Annotated in this window: 16 protein-coding genes; 3 read left to right on the top strand and 13 right to left on the bottom strand. The window is 70.3% G+C overall.

Translation table 11 applies throughout. The features are described 5' to 3' along the window. Positions 1-23 precede the first annotated feature (23 nt). Positions 24-458: an OsmC family protein gene (locus ACK5NO_RS02285; protein ID WP_416811049.1), complete on the top strand. Its 435-nt coding sequence runs from the start codon at positions 24-26 to the stop codon at positions 456-458. Positions 459-614: 156 nt separating this feature from the next. Here the strand turns inward: ACK5NO_RS02285 and ACK5NO_RS02290 are convergent, their stop codons facing one another. From ACK5NO_RS02290 to ACK5NO_RS02325, 8 genes are all read right to left on the bottom strand, one after another. Then, positions 615-1,259: an HAD family hydrolase gene (locus ACK5NO_RS02290; protein ID WP_416811050.1), complete on the bottom strand. Its 645-nt coding sequence runs from the start codon at positions 1,257-1,259 to the stop codon at positions 615-617. Then, complete coding sequence (locus ACK5NO_RS02295; protein WP_416811051.1) at positions 1,256-2,356, bottom strand: ABC transporter ATP-binding protein; 1,101 nt, start codon at positions 2,354-2,356, stop codon at positions 1,256-1,258. Before ACK5NO_RS02295 ends, ACK5NO_RS02290 begins: the two co-directional genes overlap by 4 nt. Beyond that, a complete protein-coding gene (locus ACK5NO_RS02300; RefSeq protein WP_416811052.1) occupies positions 2,356-3,663 on the bottom strand; it encodes a hypothetical protein in 1,308 nt (435 codons plus the stop codon). The genes ACK5NO_RS02295 and ACK5NO_RS02300 overlap by 1 nt, the downstream gene beginning before the upstream one ends. Positions 3,664-3,718: 55 nt before the next feature. Continuing rightward, on the bottom strand, positions 3,719-4,540 hold the full coding sequence (locus tag ACK5NO_RS02305) for a carbohydrate ABC transporter permease (protein ID WP_416811053.1): 822 nt from the start codon (positions 4,538-4,540) through the stop codon (positions 3,719-3,721). Next, positions 4,537-5,490 carry a carbohydrate ABC transporter permease gene (locus ACK5NO_RS02310; RefSeq protein ID WP_416811054.1) on the bottom strand — a complete coding sequence of 318 codons (954 nt, stop codon included), beginning with the start codon at positions 5,488-5,490 and terminating at the stop codon, positions 4,537-4,539. Before ACK5NO_RS02310 ends, ACK5NO_RS02305 begins: the two co-directional genes overlap by 4 nt. Then, complete coding sequence (locus ACK5NO_RS02315; protein WP_416811055.1) at positions 5,487-7,649, bottom strand: PQQ-binding-like beta-propeller repeat protein; 2,163 nt, start codon at positions 7,647-7,649, stop codon at positions 5,487-5,489. The genes ACK5NO_RS02310 and ACK5NO_RS02315 overlap by 4 nt, the downstream gene beginning before the upstream one ends. Positions 7,650-7,802: 153 nt before the next feature. Continuing rightward, positions 7,803-8,711: a MurR/RpiR family transcriptional regulator gene (locus ACK5NO_RS02320; RefSeq protein ID WP_416811056.1), complete on the bottom strand. Its 909-nt coding sequence runs from the start codon at positions 8,709-8,711 to the stop codon at positions 7,803-7,805. A gap of 318 nt (positions 8,712-9,029) precedes the next feature. Further along, positions 9,030-9,929 (bottom strand): methylenetetrahydrofolate reductase, encoded by a 900-nt coding sequence (locus ACK5NO_RS02325; protein WP_416811057.1) that lies wholly within the window; start codon positions 9,927-9,929, stop codon positions 9,030-9,032. A gap of 158 nt (positions 9,930-10,087) precedes the next feature. Between ACK5NO_RS02325 and ACK5NO_RS02330 the strand changes: the two genes are divergently transcribed. Both ACK5NO_RS02330 and ACK5NO_RS02335 read left to right on the top strand, forming a co-directional pair. Continuing rightward, entirely contained in the window at positions 10,088-10,654 is a 567-nt protein-coding gene (locus ACK5NO_RS02330; RefSeq protein WP_416811058.1) for a DNA-3-methyladenine glycosylase I, read from the top strand. A gap of 45 nt (positions 10,655-10,699) precedes the next feature. Continuing rightward, the gene (locus ACK5NO_RS02335; RefSeq protein ID WP_416811209.1) at positions 10,700-12,121 is read left to right on the top strand and encodes a DUF222 domain-containing protein; all 1,422 of its coding nucleotides are present in this window, start codon (positions 10,700-10,702) and stop codon (positions 12,119-12,121) included. 104 nt (positions 12,122-12,225) lie between these two features. On the opposite strand, the gene ACK5NO_RS02340 is transcribed toward ACK5NO_RS02335, so the two are convergent. The 5 genes from ACK5NO_RS02340 to ACK5NO_RS02360 are packed head-to-tail and all read right to left on the bottom strand — an operon-like array spanning position 12,226 to position 17,073. After that, positions 12,226-12,744 (bottom strand): (deoxy)nucleoside triphosphate pyrophosphohydrolase, encoded by a 519-nt coding sequence (locus ACK5NO_RS02340; RefSeq protein WP_416811059.1) that lies wholly within the window; start codon positions 12,742-12,744, stop codon positions 12,226-12,228. A 4-nt stretch (positions 12,745-12,748) separates the two neighbouring features. After that, the gene (gene gcvH / locus ACK5NO_RS02345; protein ID WP_416811060.1) at positions 12,749-13,132 is read right to left on the bottom strand and encodes a glycine cleavage system protein GcvH; all 384 of its coding nucleotides are present in this window, start codon (positions 13,130-13,132) and stop codon (positions 12,749-12,751) included. A 38-nt stretch (positions 13,133-13,170) separates the two neighbouring features. Then, positions 13,171-14,307: a glycine cleavage system aminomethyltransferase GcvT gene (gcvT, locus tag ACK5NO_RS02350; RefSeq protein WP_416811061.1), complete on the bottom strand. Its 1,137-nt coding sequence runs from the start codon at positions 14,305-14,307 to the stop codon at positions 13,171-13,173. A gap of 43 nt (positions 14,308-14,350) precedes the next feature. Then, complete coding sequence (locus tag ACK5NO_RS02355; RefSeq protein ID WP_416811062.1) at positions 14,351-15,163, bottom strand: PP2C family protein-serine/threonine phosphatase; 813 nt, start codon at positions 15,161-15,163, stop codon at positions 14,351-14,353. Then, the gene (locus ACK5NO_RS02360; protein ID WP_416811063.1) at positions 15,163-17,073 is read right to left on the bottom strand and encodes an FHA domain-containing protein; all 1,911 of its coding nucleotides are present in this window, start codon (positions 17,071-17,073) and stop codon (positions 15,163-15,165) included. The genes ACK5NO_RS02355 and ACK5NO_RS02360 overlap by 1 nt, the downstream gene beginning before the upstream one ends. Positions 17,074-17,152: the final 79 nt, after the last annotated feature.

A 17,152-nucleotide genomic window follows, 5' to 3' on the forward strand; every position in this document is an offset into this window, starting at 1 on the left:
GGCGCGATGTCATGATGGCTGGCATGGCTGAAGAGATCTCCCCCAAGCAGGTCACCCTCACGCGCGAGGCAGAAGGCGTCTATGTCGCCCGCAACCCCGCAGGCGCCGAGTACCGGTTCGGGTACAACGTCGACGGCGCATTGAGCGCAGTCGAGTTGCTCATGGTCGCGATCGCCGGCTGCTCTGCGACGGACCTGGACATGATGACCTCGCGTCGCGCCGAGCCCACTCGTTTTGACGTCACCACCACCGCTGACAAGGTGGGCGGTTCGACCCCTGCGATCCTGCGCAACATCGACGTGCTGTTCGACGTCGCCTTCCCCGAGGGCGAGGCCGGCGACAAGGCGCGCGCCCGCGTGGACGCCGCGCTCAAGGCCGCCGAGGAGAAGACCTGCACCGTGTCGCGCACCGTCGCGGCGGGCGTGCCGGTGACGCTGCGCACCACCGAGAGCGCGTAAGGCGAGGATCGGGGCCGGCACGCCGGTTCCTGCCCGACCCCCACCCCTCGAACTGCGCACCACTGTCGCGAGCGACACACCGCTCGCGGAGCCGGCGGGCGCTCGACACGCCGCGCGCCCGCCGCACAGCGGTTCGCAGTTCGAGGGCAGAGCCGCCTAGCTCGGCAGCGCGGTTGCCGCGGGCGCGAGGGCGGCGAGCAGCCCCACCAACTCATCGAACGAGTCGATGACGTGCGCCGCGCCTGCATCACGCAGCAGGTCGACCGCCGTGTACCCGCCGCTGACGGCAACGGGTATGTAGCTCGCCTCGACCGCGCACCGCATGTCGTAACAGGTATCCCCCACGTAGAGCGCGAGCGGTTCGTCGCCCCGCCGCTCCCGCAGCACCGCGAGTTTGTCGCTCACCGAGGTATCGACGGTGTCCCACACGGCCGCCAGCCCGTGGGCGGCAATGTCCGCCCCCACGGCACCGGCCGATGCGGCAGAGATCACTCCCAACCGCGCACCACCGCTCGAGGCCAGTTCGTGCACGGCCCCCATGCCGGGCCGCAACGCAGCAGGAGAGGCCGCCATGCGTGCGTTCCACTCCGCCTCGGCGACGAGCGGGTCGGCGACCCCGAGCCGCACGAACATGTCCGCCATGGGCAGGTGGAACTCCCGCGAGAAGCCCTGAGCGTCAAGCGAAACGAGCCCCCGAGCGCGCAGTACCCCGTTGAGGGATTCGCGCGCACGCACGGTGTCGAGCACCACGGTGCCATTCCAGTCGACGAGCACCACCACTGGACCCGAGGAGGCCGTCATACGCCCACCCCTGCGCCCCGGCGTGCCACCATCGGGGCCGTCACCGCGTTCCCTTGGCGCAGACCCGTGGCGGAGTCGTACACGTGCACGTCCTCGGGGCGGGCGCGCACCGCCACGCGCTCGCCCGCCGCGGGGGTGCCGCGCACCTCGCACCGGAAGGCCACGGTGTCGCCGTGGTCGGTGGTCATTTGCACCACGCGGTCGCGACCGGCGGGCTCGATCAGTCCCACGACGCCGTGCAAGGTCCACGCCCCCACGGAGCCATCGGACACGAGCGCGAGGTCCTCGGCCCGCACCCCGTAGGTCACCCCAGGCCCCGCCCCCTCAACGGCAGCGAAGAACGAGGACTCGCCTCGCGCATCGGCCGGGAGGAGGTTCATGGGAGGGGCGCCGATGAACGACGCCACGAACAAGGTCTGAGGCGCGGCGTAGAGCTCGTCGGGCGTGCCGACTTGCTCGATACGGCCGTGGTTGATGACCGCGATGCGGTCGGCCATGGCCATGGCGTCGAGCTGGTCGTGGGTGACGTTCACCCCCGTCGCGCCCACGGAACGCAGCAACTGGGCGATCTCGAGTCGCAGCACCGCGTGAAGTTGGGCATCGAGCCCGGACAGCGGCTCGTCGAGCAAGACGATGCTCGACCTGCGCGCCAGCGCGCGGGCCAGCGCGATGCGCTGACGCTGACCGCCCGACATGTGGCCAGGACGGCGCGAGAGCAGGTGTTCCACCTGCATGCGCCGGGCGATGTCGTGCGCACGGTTCTCGGCCTCAGCCTTGGGCAGACCCAGCCCGTGCCGCAGCCCGAGCGTGATGTTCTCGAGCGATGACAGGTGCGGGTAGAGCGCGAAGTGCTGGAACACGATCGCGCAGTCGCGCAGGTGCGGCGGCACGCCTCGCTGCGAGACCCCGCCAAAGCGCACCTCACCCTCGGATTCGGTCTCGAGCCCGGCGATGATGCGCAGCAGCGTGGACTTGCCCGAGCCCGAGGGCCCCAGCACGGCCAGGTTCTCCCCGTCGCCGATCTCGAGGTCGATCCCGTCGAGCGCGACCACGTCGCCGAACGTCTTGCGGATGCCGTGCAGTTCGACGCCGGCCATCAGTTGCCGCCCACGATCGCGTCGATGGCGGCCGCGGCGGCGGGCACCGCGTCCTCGGCGGCGGCGCCCAACTGCAGCTCTTGGGCCATGGTGTTGATGGCGTCGTTGACCTGGGCGGTCATGGTGCCGTCGAAGCCGCCCCAGGGGGTGAGCGCCTTGTCGTAGGTCCACGCGTAGGTCACCGCCTGGCTCAAGCCCTCGGTCGCGAGCAACTGCTCGGCGGCGGCGGAGTCCACGGGGATGTAGGAGTACTCGGTGCCGGAGGCCTTCAGGACCGCCTCGGTTCCCAGCAACAGGCCGATGTACTCGCTGGCGTACGCGGCCTCGCACGAGTCGTCGCTGAGCACGATCCAGCCGTTTCCTCCCGCGGGAAGGTCACCTTCGGTGCCGTTGGCGCCCGGCAGGTCCACGGCGGTCAGGGCGAAGGCCTCGCCGACCATGCCCTGGAGCGTGGCGATCATCGAGGTGGTCGCCACGACGAAGGCGGCCTCGCCGGAGGCAAAGGGTGCAATCGCCTCTTGCACGTTGAGGACCCCGAGTTCGAGGCCCTGCTCCGCCATCGTGGGCCAAATGTTCAGCGCCTCGATCCCGGTGGCGTCGTCAAACCCGGCCGTGCCGTCCTGAGCCACGAAGGTTCCCCCAGACGCCTGGACAAAGGCCTGCGAGTACCAGTCGGCCAGTCCCACAGATGCGATCGACACCGACGGCGCGCCCGTGGCCTCGGTCACCTTCTGCGCCGCCGCGATCCACGAGGCGTAGTCGACGATGTCCTCGGCCTGACCTGCGCCGGCCGCGTCGAGAGCGTCCTGGTTGACCAGCAGCACCGGCGCGGAGATCTGCGCGGGGGCCAGGTAGACCTCGCCATCGACGGTGCCGGCGGCCAAGAACTGGTCCTGATAGGTGTCCGCGAGCGCGCTGGGGTCGATGGGGGCGGCGTCGTACTCCTCGACCCAGAATCCGAGCTGTCCCAGGCCGGACATGATCACGTCGGGCCGCTTGCCCACGGCGATGTCGGCCACGACCTGCTGCGTGAGTTCGGCGTAGCCGGACGTCGCGGCGGGCTCGGCCTCAATGGTGAGCTCCGGGTACTTCTCTTGGAGGGCTGCGGTCGCGACGGCCATGGCGTCGGTGGCCTGGCTGCCACCCACGACGCTCAGAGTGTGCTCGCCGGGCACGCAGGTCGTGACATCGGCGGCCTCGGCGATCGCTGCGTCGAGGTCGGTGTCTGCGGGGGTGGAGGTCGAGCATCCGGCGAGGGTGAGGGAGCCGGCGGCGAGGGCCGATGCGGCGGCGGTGATGCGCTTCATGATCAGGTCCTTACGGGTTGAGTGGGGATACGGGGAAGGCTGGGAGGGTGACAGGTCACCCGGGGATTTCGGCGCCGCTCATGCCTTGCACGAAACGCTTCTGGGCGAACAAGAACAAGAGCACGACGGGGGCGGTGACGATGACGGCTCCGGCCGCGAGCGCGGCGTAGTCGAAGCCGGTGTCCGCTTGCTGGAACACGGCCAGCGCGAGCGGTGGGGTGCGCAGGTCCGCGCTGCGTGCCACGAGCAGTGGCCACATGTAGTCGTTCCAGTGGACGAACACCGCGAACACGCAGAAGGCCGCGATGCCGGGCGAGGCCATCGGGATCACCACCTTGGTGAGCGTGCGCAGGTGGCCTAGCCCGTCGGTGCGGGCGGCCTCCATGAGCGTGTCGGGGATGGCCACCATCTGCTGGCGCAGCAGGAAGATCCCGAAGGCGCTCGTGACGAACGGCACGATGAGCGCACCCATCGAGTCCGCCAGCCCCACGGCGTTGATCCCAATGAACGTGGGCACGAGCGTGACCTGGCTGGGGATGAGCACTGAGCCCAGGATGATCGCGAGCACCACACCGGTCCACCGGGCGCGCACCTTGGACAGCACGTAGGCGGCGGGGATGCAGGTCGCGAGTTGGATCGCCACGATCGCCGCGGTGACGACCAGGCCCACCAGCATCGAGCGGCCCAGCCCGCCTTCGGTCCAGGCACGCGAGTAGCTCGACAGGTCGAACGAGGTGGGCAGCAGCGCGATGCCGTCGAAGAACACTTGGTCTTGTGGCGACACCGAGGTGCGCAGCATCCAGTAGAAGGGGAACAGGGCGACGAGCACCGCGATCGCGATGGCGATCCACGTGGCGGTGCGACGGACGGCGGTCATGCGCGGCCTCCGGTCAAGAGTCGACGCTGCATGATGCCGACGCCGACCAGGGCGAGCAGGAGCAGCAGGGACAGCGCCGAGGCGGCGCCAAGGTCGTAGTAGGTGAAGCCCAACTTCCACACCATCGTGAGGATGGTTTCGGACGAGCCGAGCGGCCCACCTTGGGTCATCACGTTGATGGTGTCGAACGCCTGCAGCGAGCCGAGCACCGAGATCACCACGGCAAACACGACCGTGGGACGGATCATCGGCAAGGTGATGCGGCGCAGCTTGGTGAGACCGCGAATGCCCTCCGCGCGGGTGGCCTCGTCGATGGTCGTGGGAATGGTCGCGAGCCCGGCGAAGAAGATCATCATCGCGAAGGACGCCCCCCGCCACACCCCCACGAGGGCGACGGTCAGCAGCGAGGTGTCCGGGCTGCCGAGCCAGTCCACCGGACCCACGCCGACGAACGACAGCAGTTCGTTGATGAACCCACCACGGGTGGCGAACATCCATCGGAACACCACCGCCATGGCGACGAGGTTCGCGGTCATGGGCAAGAACAGCGCGGTGCGCACCCACGGCTTGGCGCGACCCGCCTTGTCCGCGAGCAGCGCGAGCCCCAGACCGATCCCCAGGCTCGGGACGATCGTCAGCACCGAGTACACCAGCGTGTTGCCGATCGCCTGGAGGATCTTGGGGTCGGTCACCACGCGCTCGAAGTTCCCCAAGCCCACGAACGTCCATGGCCCCCCGGCCAGCGGCACGGAGAAGAACGCGGCAATGAACGACAACACCGCTGGCAGCAGCACGAATACGACGATGCCGAGCACCGCAGGGGCGATGAGCAGCGCGGGCATCCAACGATCGGAATGCTCGCGCCGGCTCGCCCTCGCCGCCGTGCGGGCGGGCCCCTCCTGAAGGGCCGATGCGGTGGCCGCCTGAGGCGCCGAGGTGACGGTGGTCATGCGCCCACCGCCGCGACCTCGGCGCTCGCCTGGGCGAGCAGGGCCGTGGCGGACAGCGCCACGACGGCGCCGTCGGTGCCGAGCCCCACGAGCAGGTCGCCGTCGCGCGTGAAGGCGGCGCCGAACGGGGTGTCGAGCTGGACACGGCCGCGCTCGGCACCGTCCAAGCCGATCACCCGGATGGTGCCGTCGAGGCACGGCAGGACCAGCGCATCGTCCACGAGCGTGGGAGGAGCCACGACCGGGTGAGGGTTCTTGCTGTAGGAGGCCATGGGGAACGGCGCGGCGCCGTCGATCGCCAGTTCCCACCGCACGGAGCCGTCGGCGGGGTCGATCAGGCGCAGGCCCTGCCCGGTGGCCGTCACCACGTAGCCGGCCGGCGTCACCACGGGCGCGGCAGGGCTGAAGACGCTCGTGTGGCGTGACACCCAGCGCACCTGCCCCGTCGCGCGATCGACGCACGCGGTGGAGGCAAAGCCCGGCATCAGCACGGCGTCGCGGCCCTGGTCGTAGCCCGCGGTGCCGATGACCATGAGCGCCTTGGCCATGTCGAAGGTGGGCTGGCCCATGGGCGCGCCTTCCCAGACGCGTTCGCCCGTGTGGCGGTTGAGGCCAATGGGATGCGAGGGCGTGGGCCAGAAGCCCATGATCAGCAGGTCATCCACGATCAGCGGCGCCGCGTGGTTCACCAGGTTGTGGTGCGGTGCGAGGTCGTGGCGACGCCACAGCACCGCGCCCGTGGCGGCGTCGATGGCGCGCAGGTCCGCCTGGTCCCCCACGTAGATGACGCCGTCGGCCGCCGCGGGACCGTTCCACGCGAACCGGCGCAGCGGGTCGGACGACTCGACGCTCCAACGAATCTCACCCGTCACACGGTCGAGGCCGTGGACGGTGCCGGACACCTCGGTCACCGCGACCACGTCGCCGGCCACCACCGGGGCGGTCTTGACGGCAGAGCCCACCGCGGTCGCCCAGCGGCGGTCACCGGTCACGGCGTCGAAGGCTTCGACCCAGCCCAGGGGCTCGTCCTCGATCTGCGATCCCACGTACACGGTGCCATCAGCGATGGCGACGGCCTGGCGGTGCCCGGCGCCAGAGGCGACGGCCCTCCATGACACGGCACGCGCATCGGCCCCAGGGACGCTGGGCGCGAAGGTCGAGCGGGACACGTCCCCGAGCTGAGCGGGAGCGTCAGCGACCAGCGCCGTACGCGTGCGCAGCGAGATGCGCTCGCCATCCCACGTGACGTGGCGGTAGGCCGGGGGCGTGTAGTCGAGGCTCGCAAAGAACGTCGTGGGGCTGTTGACGTGCAGGGTGTCGCCATCGCGCACCACCCGCGACGTGTGCCAGTGCCCCGAGAATGCCGCCACGGGGGGCCACGGGGCGTGCTCGAGGATGGACCGCCCCGGCTGGTCGTGGAACAGCAGAATCCACGGGCTGCCCGGCTCGATCCGTGCGAGGTCGGCCTGGAGCCAGGCGTTCTGAAGCTCGTGGTCGAGCCCGATCTCGTGGGACAGCCAGTCGAGCGTGACGACATGCGCTCCGGGGATGTCGAACGAATACCAACGCGGTCCCAGGTACTGCTCGTACAGCGCGGGGTCGCCGTCGTGGGTCAGGTAGTTGTTGCGGCTCACGAGCGCCTGGTGGGCGCCGTTCATGTGGTCGTGATTGCCCGGGATCACATGAACGGGGACCGGCGAGTGCGCGAGGGCAGGCACAAACGCCTGGTACTCGGCTTCGAAGCCGTGGTCGACCAGGTCTCCCGTGATGAAAACTGCCTGCGCCTGCGGTGCGCGTCGCGGCAGGTCAGCGAGGAAGTCGGCGATCTCCTGCGGCATCGCGCCGTCCTTGTACAACCCGAACCGACCCTCGTCGCCCTCCTCGCGCGGTAGCGACATGTGGGTGTCCGTGAGGTGGATGAACTCGTACGGCAAGGTGGGCGCGTGCTCGGTGAGGGTGAAGCGCAGCGGCTCGTCGTCGGTCGCGGGAAGCCACCACGTGTCGGACGTGTGGGACGCCGTGCGCGTGAGCGTCACGAACGGGGTGACGCGCTCGAGCTCAAAGCGGCCCTCAGCGTCGGTGGCGACAACGTCGCGACCATTGGTCACGGCGATCTGGGCCAAGGGGGTGCCATCGGCGGCGGTGACGAATCCATGCATCGGTATCTCCTGTGGTGGCGGGTAGGGGCTGTCTGAGGGCGCGCTCGACCGCACGAGGTCAGTCGTGGGGCTGGCGGCGGGGCGGGGGTCGGGGGTCGCGGGGCGTGAGGCGGGGGGCGGGGGGCGCGGAGTCGGCGGTCGTGGAGGCGGCAGTCAGATGCGGTGTTGGACGAGCACGTCCTCCGTGAGGGCGAGCGCGGCGGCGCTGCGCTGCCTGCGCAGCGCGAGCGTGACGTGCAGGGCGTCGAGGACTGCGAGGTGCACGATCCGGCTGGCCATGGCCTCGACGCGGTAGGCAGTCTCGACGGAGCCGGCCACCAGCACCGCGTCGACGAGGTCCGTCAGCGGCGAGGTGCTGAAACTCGTGATGGCGGCGGTGGCCGCACCAGAGTCGCGCGCGGCCCGCGCCGCTGCGAGGGTCTCGATCGTCGAACCGGTATGGCTGATGGCGAGAAACAGATCGTCGGGTCCGAGCATGCGGGCGGCAACGTGCTGGGTGTGAACGTCGGCGACGAAGGTCGCGTCGATCCCGAGCGTCATCAACCGGTAGGCAGCGTCAGCAGCGAGCGGCGCGGAGGTGCCCACAGCGCCCACCTGCACACGCCTGGCGGTGAGCACCGCATCGGCGATCTGCTCGAGGCGAGAGGCATCGAGCGATGCGGCAGTCGCCTCCAGCGCCTGCGCGGTACTGTGCAGCACCTTGTCCACGACGGCCGCCGCGTCGTCGGAATCGTCGACGTTGCCCAGCACCCGCCGCGACTGCGGCATCTGCTGCGTGGCGAGGGTGATCTTGAGGTCCTGGTAGCCGCGCAGGCCCAGGGTGGCGCACAGGCGCACCACCGAGGCTGTGGACGTCTCGGCCAACTGAGCCACCTCTGACACGGAGCGGTGGATCAGGCCAAGCGGGTCGCGGAGTACTTGGTCTGCCACGCGGCGCTCAGCGGGGGTCAGGCCTGCAAGCTCAGCGCGCAGCCGCTCGAGCAACGGCGTGGTGCCGGCTGCTGTCAGGGCTGCGGTGTGGGCTGCGGTGTGGGCTGCAGCGTCGGCCGCGGTGGACGTCATAGCTATGACGCTAGGCACCCCAGGTAAACGTCACAGGGTGCCGCCGGTGAACAGTGAATGAAGTGTTCGTACAGCGCTGTGCCGTGAAACTCCGTGACGCCCAGGTCCGGGCCCTGCGCCCCCGCGCCCGCCCCCGCGCCCCCGCGCCCCCGCGCACGCCCCCGAACTACGAACCACTTTCACGAGCGACACGCCGCGTGCGGCGTCGTAGCGCCCACGACACGCCGCACGCCCACCGAAAAGTGGTGCGTAGTTGCGGCGAAGTGGGCGCCGGAGGCGAAGAGCGCTCAGGCTGCGAGCGAGCGAGGTCCCCAGCAGTTAGCGGGCGTGAGTCGCGCCGCGCAGCGGCAGCCGCGACACCAACTCCATGGCCGCCTCGTGGCGGTTGAAGGTGATGACGTGGATGCCCGGTGCGCCGGCGTCGAGCAGGTCACTCGAGAACGCCGCAGCGTGCGCGACACCCGCCGCGAGCGCGGCCTCATCGTCCTGGGCGGCCTCGAGGTCAGCGAGCAGGGCCTCCGGGGTCTCGACACCGGTCAGCTGCGCCGCGCGATGCGCACGGGTCACAGACACGAGCGGCATGACCTCGGGGATGATCGGCAGGCCAATGCCCTGCGCCGAGGCGTCGTCTACGAGCGCCGTGTACTGCGCGACTTCGTAGAACACCTGGGTGATCGCGAAGTCGGCGCCCGCATCTTGCTTGGCACGCAGCACGTCGAGGCCCTGCTGCTTCCACTGCGGCATCGCGTGCTGGGCAGGGAAGGCCGTCACGCCGATGCTGAGGTTGTCGACTCCATTGCCGTGCGCGACCTCGCGCAGCAGCGACACGAGTTCGCTCGCGTACAACAGGCCGTCGGGGTGCGGGCGCCAGTCCGTCTGGCCCTTGGGCGGGTCGCCACGCAACGCGAGGAAGTCGCGCACTCCCTCGGCAAGGTAGCCCTCGATGATCTCGGTGAGCTCGGCGCGCGACTGGCCCACGCACGTTAGGTGCGCGAGGGGCGGAATCGTGTGCGACTGTGCCAACTTGTGCACCACGCTGCGGGACGTGCTGCGGGTGGTGCCCGAGGCGCCATAGGTGATCGAGATGAAGTCCGGGTTCGTGTCCACGAGCATTCGCATCGTCGCCTCAACCGTGGTCTCGGCCGCAGGGGTTCGCGGCGGGAACAATTCGTAGCTGAGGGTGGGCGCGTTGGCGCGCAACAGGTCACGGATAGTCATGGCGGGGCCACCCTACTGGCGCAAGCGCGGGCGCGCCAGGCCCTGCCCGGCCGATGCGCGGGTCCAGGGCGTCCCCAACCCCACCTTGGGTGCGGCTTGTCCACCGGCGGCGCGGCTGCCACTCGCAGGCGTCGTTGCCGCCAGCCACACTGGTGGACATGATCACGCAACCCCATGACCTGCTGCGGTGCTTTGGTGCCGGCGACCCGCTCTACGAGCGCTATCACGACGAGGAGTGGGGACAGCCGGTGCACGGCGATGCCGCACTGTACGAGCGCATGGTGCTCGAGGGCTTCCAGTCGGGGCTTTCCTGGCTGACCATCTTGCGCAAGCGCGAGGGCTTCCGCGAGGCGTTCGCGGGGTTTGATCCGGCGGCGGTCGCCGCCTTTGATGGCGACGACGTCGAGCGGCTCATGGCGGACGCCAACATTGTCCGCAATCGCCGCAAGATCGAGGCCGCCATCACGAACGCCCAGGCCGTGGTGGACCTCCAGGCTCAGGGCCGTTCGCTCGACGAGGTGGTGTGGTCGCATCGGCCAGCCGCGCGCGAGGCACGCCCGGCCGACTGGACGCAGGTGCCCGCCTCCACCGACGATTCCAAGGCACTCGCCAAGGAGCTCAAGTCGCTGGGCTTCGTGTTTGTGGGACCCACGACGATGTATGCGCTCATGCAAGCATGCGGCCTGGTAGACGATCACATCGCCGGCTGCATCGGGGCTCGTTGACCCAGACGGCGCCTCAATGTCAGACCCCGATGATGTGATGTGACTATGCCCTTCTCCACCGGCACCTTCGACCGCGAGGCAGCGACGCTGCGCGGCTTCGAGGGGCGCGACCTGGAGGGCTTGTCGCGCGCGGAGTTCGAGCAGTTGCGTGCCGCCGTGGGCGCCACCAAGCGCACCTTCGATGCCCTGGTGGCCTCTGTCGCAGGCGAGGTCGCCCGGCGCTCGACTCCGGACCTGGGCAGTGCGGGACTCGCGCGAACGGCAGGACACCGCCGGCCTGAGGGCATGATCGCTGAGGACCTCGGAGTCTCCCAAGGAGACGCCGGGCGCATCATGCAGGTGGGCGAGGCCTTGCGCCGCGCGGACGCTCCCGTGGCACCCACCGAGGACGGCGCCCCCGCAGCGCATCCCCACGTCGCGGCAGCGGTGCGCGGCGGACTCATCGGACTCGAGGCGGCGCGGACGATCACCGCATGTCTCGACGCGATCGATCCCACTCGGTCCGAGGCTGGCGACCTCGACGCACTCGAGCGCAGCCTCGTCGCCAAGGCCCAGCGCCTGACACTCAAGGACCTCCGTCGCGCCTGCCAGCGCCAGGTGGCATTCCGATCGCCCCGCGACCTAGCCGAGCGTGACCGGCGACTGCGCCGCGAGCGCTACCTGAGCTTCTCCGATGATCCGGGTGGGATGGTCATCATGCACGGCAAGCTTGACCCCGCCAGCGCGGCCCCCATCCGCGCCTGGGTCGATGCCCAAGTGCGCGACGCCCTCCAACGCAAGCGCGACGAGCCCGGCGGCGACGACCGCGACGCGGGCCAGATGCGCCTCGACGCACTCACCATGCTCGCGCAGCACGGAATGGGCTGCGCGGCGCCCACCTCGGGCGTCAAGGCCGCAGTGGTGCTCCGTGCCGATTTCGCGGACATCGAAGCGGGCATCGGAGTCGGCGAGTGCGATCAACTGTCTGGCCCCATCGCCATCGAGACGCTTCGTGCCATGGCCGTCGACGCGTGCGTCATCCCCGTCGTGATGGGCGGGGCAAGCCTTCCTCTCGACGTGGGGCGTGCGCAACGACTCTTCACGCCAGCCCAACGGATCGCGCTCGCTGAACGCGACGGCGGCTGCTCCTGGTGCCACGCGCCGCCAAGTTACTGCGAGGCCCACCACATTCGCTGGTGGTCCAAGGGTGGAACCTCGGATCTGTCCAACGGCGTTCTGCTCTGCACTGCCTGTCACCACCGCATCCACAACGACGGGTGGGAGGTCGCCGTCGTTGCCGGCGAGGTGTGGTTCACGCCGCCCCAGGGCGTCGATCCCACCCGCACGCCAAGGATTGGCGGCAAGGCTCATCTCGACGGTGCCGAAAGCCCACCCAGACGCGACGGGAGAACTCTGCCTGCAGCCGGGCACAAGAACCGGGCCGGGCAGTGCGCCGAGCGGGCCAACGGCCTCGCCAGCGCGCGGTAGCAACACCCAGGGCTGGCAGCAGCACGCGGTAGCAGTACGCGCGGCGGTCAGCAGCACGCGCCACGGTCAGCAGCACGTGCGGCGGTCAGCAGCACGAGCGCGCGCTAGCAGTACGCGCGGCGGTGACGGTCCTTCGCGTCTTCGAGCAGCGCCTCGACAATCCGCTTGTCGGCGGGAAGCCAGGCGACGTCGCGCCAGCCACCCGGCTCGAGCCACCGCAGCGCATCGTGATCCTCAAGCGGACGGGGCTCGACGCGAGCACCATCGGCGCCCGGCAGAATCGTGGCCCACCACACGCGCATCACCAACCGCTCGACGTCCGCGTCGCCAGGACGGAGCATCCACACGGGGTGGTCCCCGCACTGGTCTTCGACACCGCGGCCGTCGTCGGGACCCACGACCTCGTCGCCAATCTCGACCTCGACACCGAGCTCTTCGCGCAACTCACGCCGCAACGCGTTCTCGGGGTTTTCGCCGCGCTCGACCTTGCCCCCAGGGAACTCCCATAGGCCCGCGAGCGCCGAGGGAGCCGAGCGCCTCGCGGCCAGCAGGGTCCGCGGAATCAGGAGGTCATCGGTGATGGCGGCCGCCACCACGAGGCGAGTCGAGCTGCCGCCACCCATCGGTCTACTCCGTGACGGCCGCGTAGCCCGCGGCATCGAGCAAGGCGGTCGCGTCCTCGGACAGCTCCACCTTGAAGATCCAGCCGGCGCCGTAGGGGTCCGCGTTAATGACTTCGGGTCCAGACTCGAGGTCCGCGTTCGACTCGGTGACCACACCCGTCACGGGCGAGTACAACTCGGACACTGCCTTAGTCGACTCGAGCTCGCCGCACACCTGACCGGCGGTGACCTGGTCGCCCACCGCGGGGGCCTCGACAAAGACCACGTCGCCCAGCGCATCGGCCGCGTGAGCGGTGATGCCCACCGTCACCACGGTGCCGGAAGTCGCGTCACCCGCGACCCACTCGTGCTCCTTGGAGTAGTTCAGCTCCTGGGGGATGCTCGCCATGTCAGTCACCTCTCGTTCGGGGCCGGCACCCGTGCCGGTCATGCGTCCCGCTGGTAGAACGGTAGCGCGACCACACGCATGTGCTCACGCCTGCCGCGGACGTCCACTGTCACCGGCGTGCCGGGCTCCGCGAGGGCGGGCGGGACGTACGCCATTGCGATGGGATGGCCAAGCGTCGGCGACGGCAGACCCGAGGTCACGATCCCCACCTGGTTGTCGTCCTCGTCGGTCACGGCATAGCCCGTGCGCGCGGCACGGCGACCGTCTCCGACGAGTGCCACGAGCGTCTTGGCGACACCCGCATCGCGGGCCGCCTCGAGCGCGGCACGCCCCACGAAGTCGCCTCGCACCGGCGCGTTCGCAGGGGCCTTGAAGGCCACCACCCGTCCCAGACCTGCCTCGAAGGGCGTCGTGTCGCGGCTCAGCTCATTGCCATACAGCGGCATGCCTGCCTCGAGGCGCAGCGAATCACGCGACGCGAGGCCGCATGGGTCGAGCGCGTCGGGCTCGCCCACCTGCTGCGCCAGGCGCCACACGGCGACGGCATCCTCGGCCGAGACAAACAGCTCAAAGCCGTCCTCGCCCGTGTAGCCGGTGCGCGCCACGTACGCGTGGATGCCGCCCGTCAGCACCACGTTGGCAGCGGCGTAGTACTTCAGCGGCTCGATGTCGTCCGCGCCCAGTTCACACATACGGGTGACGATGCCCTCAGAGCGGGGCCCCTGCACCGCGATGAGCGCGATCGCGTGCGTCTCGTCCTCCACCCACGCATCCAGGCCAGCCAGGGCAAAGCGCTCGGTCAGTTCCTGCGCGACCATCACGCGATTCGCGGCGTTGGCGACCACCATGAAGTGATCGAAGTCGCGACGGTAGACGACCAGGTCGTCGAGTACGCCGCCGTCGGGCGCGCAGAGCATCGTGTACTTGGCTCGGCCCAACGCCATGCGACTCATGTGACCCACGAGGGCGTAGTCCAACGCGGCCGCGGCGTCGGCGCCGCGCACCATGAGCTCGCCCATGTGCGACAGGTCGAACAGGCCCGCAGCGGTGCGGACGGCCGCGTGTTCGGCGACGTCACCGCCATAGCGCAACGGCATCTGCCAGCCGGCGAAGTCCACCATGGAGGCGCCAAGCGCAACGTGCTCGCCGTGCAGCGGCGATTCGAGAATCCTCACTCGACCAACCTACGCGTTCCGCACGCGCCCGCGGAACGCCTGGTCACCTGCTCCCACGCTCGAGCGTGTCGCCGTCTTCGTCGTCCTCGTCGATCCCCCACACCTGCCACGGTCCGGCGGCGGCATGCGCGGGCGTGCGGGCATGCAGCGTGTCTGCCACGACCACCGTCACGTTGTCATTGGTGCCCAGTTCGATGGCCTGCGCCACCAGGGCGTGAGCGGCCGCCTGGGGCTTGCCTTCCCTCGCTGCCACGGCGCCGATGCGCTCGTCCGAGACCACCTTGGTGAGCCCGTCGCTCGCGATCACGAGGCGTAGGCCGGGCCTCGCGCGCACGAGCCAGCCGTCGAAACCAGGGAGCATGTCGCCGATGGCGCGCGTAATGATGTTGCGGTCGGGGTGATGTTCGGCTTGCTCCTTGGTGATGCGACCCAAGGTCACGAGGTCTTGGACATGGGAGTGGTCGATGGTGATCTGGTGCGCGCTCGCGCCGTCGATCGCGTACACGCGGGAGTCGCCAACGTTGATGACGAACCACCACGGCGCCCCCTCGTGCTCGACGGCGATTGCTCCGGTGAGGGTCGACCCGGGGTCGCCAAAGATCCGTTCCGCGACGTCCGCGACCAGGGCGCGGGCCCGCGACACCGCCTTCACCACGTCCGATGGGGCGACCAGGCTTGCCCCGGCCAGGCTTCTGAAGGCCTCCACGACGGCCGCTGATGCCTGGGCTCCGCCTGCGTGGCCGCCCATGCCGTCGGCGACAATCTGCACGGGGCCCTCGCTGAGGAAGGCATCCTGATTCTCTGCGCGGGGGCCAATGTCGGTGGCACCCGCACCCGTGAACCAGGACCCGGCCATCAGACTTGCTCCACCACGATGCGTGCGAGCAATTCGCCGAGCACCAGGTCCCCGTCGACCACCCTGGCCGTCTCCGTCGAGACCTCATGCTCCTGGCCGTCGGCCCGCACGAACGTTCCATTCGTCGAGCCCAGGTCGCGAATGCTCCAGGCGTCGTTCGCGAACGTCAGTTCGGCGTGAAGTTTGGACATGGTGCGCGTCGAGTCGGCGACGCCGAGCCTGCCCGTCACGGGGTTCGCCGTCGCCCTGCCGATCACGATGGTCCCCGGCTCGAGCACGTAGCGCGCACCGTCCGCCGTCTCGAGCACCCACGCCTCGCGGCGGCGCTTCACAAAAACGGTGTGGTCGTCGTCGTCCTGCCCGGCCGATGCGATGGCAGCCACCGCAGGGGCCGTCACCCGGGGGTCCGGCTGGGCCGCCGACTGCACGGTGGGCTGCGTGGCAACCTCTGGCACCGGGGCAATGACAGCAGCAGGCGCGGCGGGCGTAGAAGGCACGGGCGCACTCGGTGCCGCGGCTGGCGGGGTCGAGACCACGGGCTGCGGTGCGGGCTCGCGCTCAGGCGTGGGCTCGGGCGCGGGCGCGGGCGCGAGCGTGGGCGTGGGCGTGGGCGCGGACTCAGGCGCGTCACTCGCCAGCGGCACCGCACCGCTGAGCGGCGGCGCCGACTCCGGGGTGAGCGCCGCGGCCCACGGCACGTCGAGGATGTGTGCCGTCACGGGGATGGCACGCGTCTCGTCAGGGGCCTCGGGCACGGCCGGCACCGTGGGCGTCGCGGGCTTGAGGTACGGCGACACGGGGCCGCGGTATGGCGTGACGGTCTCGGAATCCGTCGCGGAGGCCGCCGTCACCGGGCTCACGGAGGACGCGGCCGCCGGCGCTGGAGCAGGCTCGGCAACGGGCTCGGCAACCGGCTGGACAACGGGCTCGGCGTTAGGCACGGGGGCCGTGATGGGCGCAGGCGAAGGCACGGAGGGTGAAGTAGCTTCCGGGGATGCCACAACGGGCGACGGCGCCACAGGAGACACCGACGAAGGCGACACGCTCCTCGCGGCGGGTTGCGAGGCCTCTCGCGCCCACGCCCACGCGGCGTCGCTGGCCACGTGCGACTCCGGCACGTCATCGAACGCCGGCGCCGGCGCGGGGCTCGGCTCCGACGGCCGCGCGCCGAACGGATCGCGCGGAAGATCGTCGCCCGTGGTCTCTGACGCCACGCTCAGGGGCATGGGCACGGCGGAGGGCGCGGACGCGGCAGACGCCGTCGTCCCTTGCCACCCCGCTTGGTCGCCCATGGCCGACCAATGCGCGCGGACGTCGTCCGCAAGAGACGCCACGGCCGCATCGCCCATCGGTTCGGCCGGCACACCAGGGGCGACGGGAGACACAGCAGGCGCGGCAGGCGCGGCAGCATCGGCCCTCATCCCGGCAGGGCGCAGCATGCGTCCGTAGTTGCCCCACCCCAGCACCGAAGCCCAGATGGGCGGTGCCACGGCCGCAAGCCACGTGAAGGTGCCTGGCGCGCGCAGCCGCATCTCGATGGTGCCCGCGCCGTAGATCCACAGCGCCCAGCCCACGAGCGTGCCCAGCAATCCCACCGTGAGGCCGCCCAGCAACAGCGGGCGCACCAAAGGCGGCATGTCGGGATCGGCGGCGACGGCCACGACCACTGCGGTCACAGCCGCGATCCAACCGGCCATCGCGACGGCTCGCGCGACCACCACCGGGGCGACGGCCATGCGGGCAGCCCGCGCGGCCTCCATCCACCTCAGCACCGGCACCCACGCGAGGCCCCCGCGCGCGCCAACCTTGGCAAGCAGCGCACCCAGCGCAAGCCCCATCCAGACGTAGCTGATCAGGCCAGCCCCCACCGCGATCGCGGCATAGATCACGAGCTGCTGCGCTACGGGCACGGTGTGCCACCTCCAGGCTTAGGGCTGTCGCTCGCGTAGGCGCTTGTGGCGCACCGGCGAGCACCGGCAGACCGCCACA

It is taken from the genome of Demequina sp., assembly GCF_047975725.1.
Taxonomy (GTDB): Bacteria; Actinomycetota; Actinomycetes; order Actinomycetales; family Demequinaceae; genus Demequina.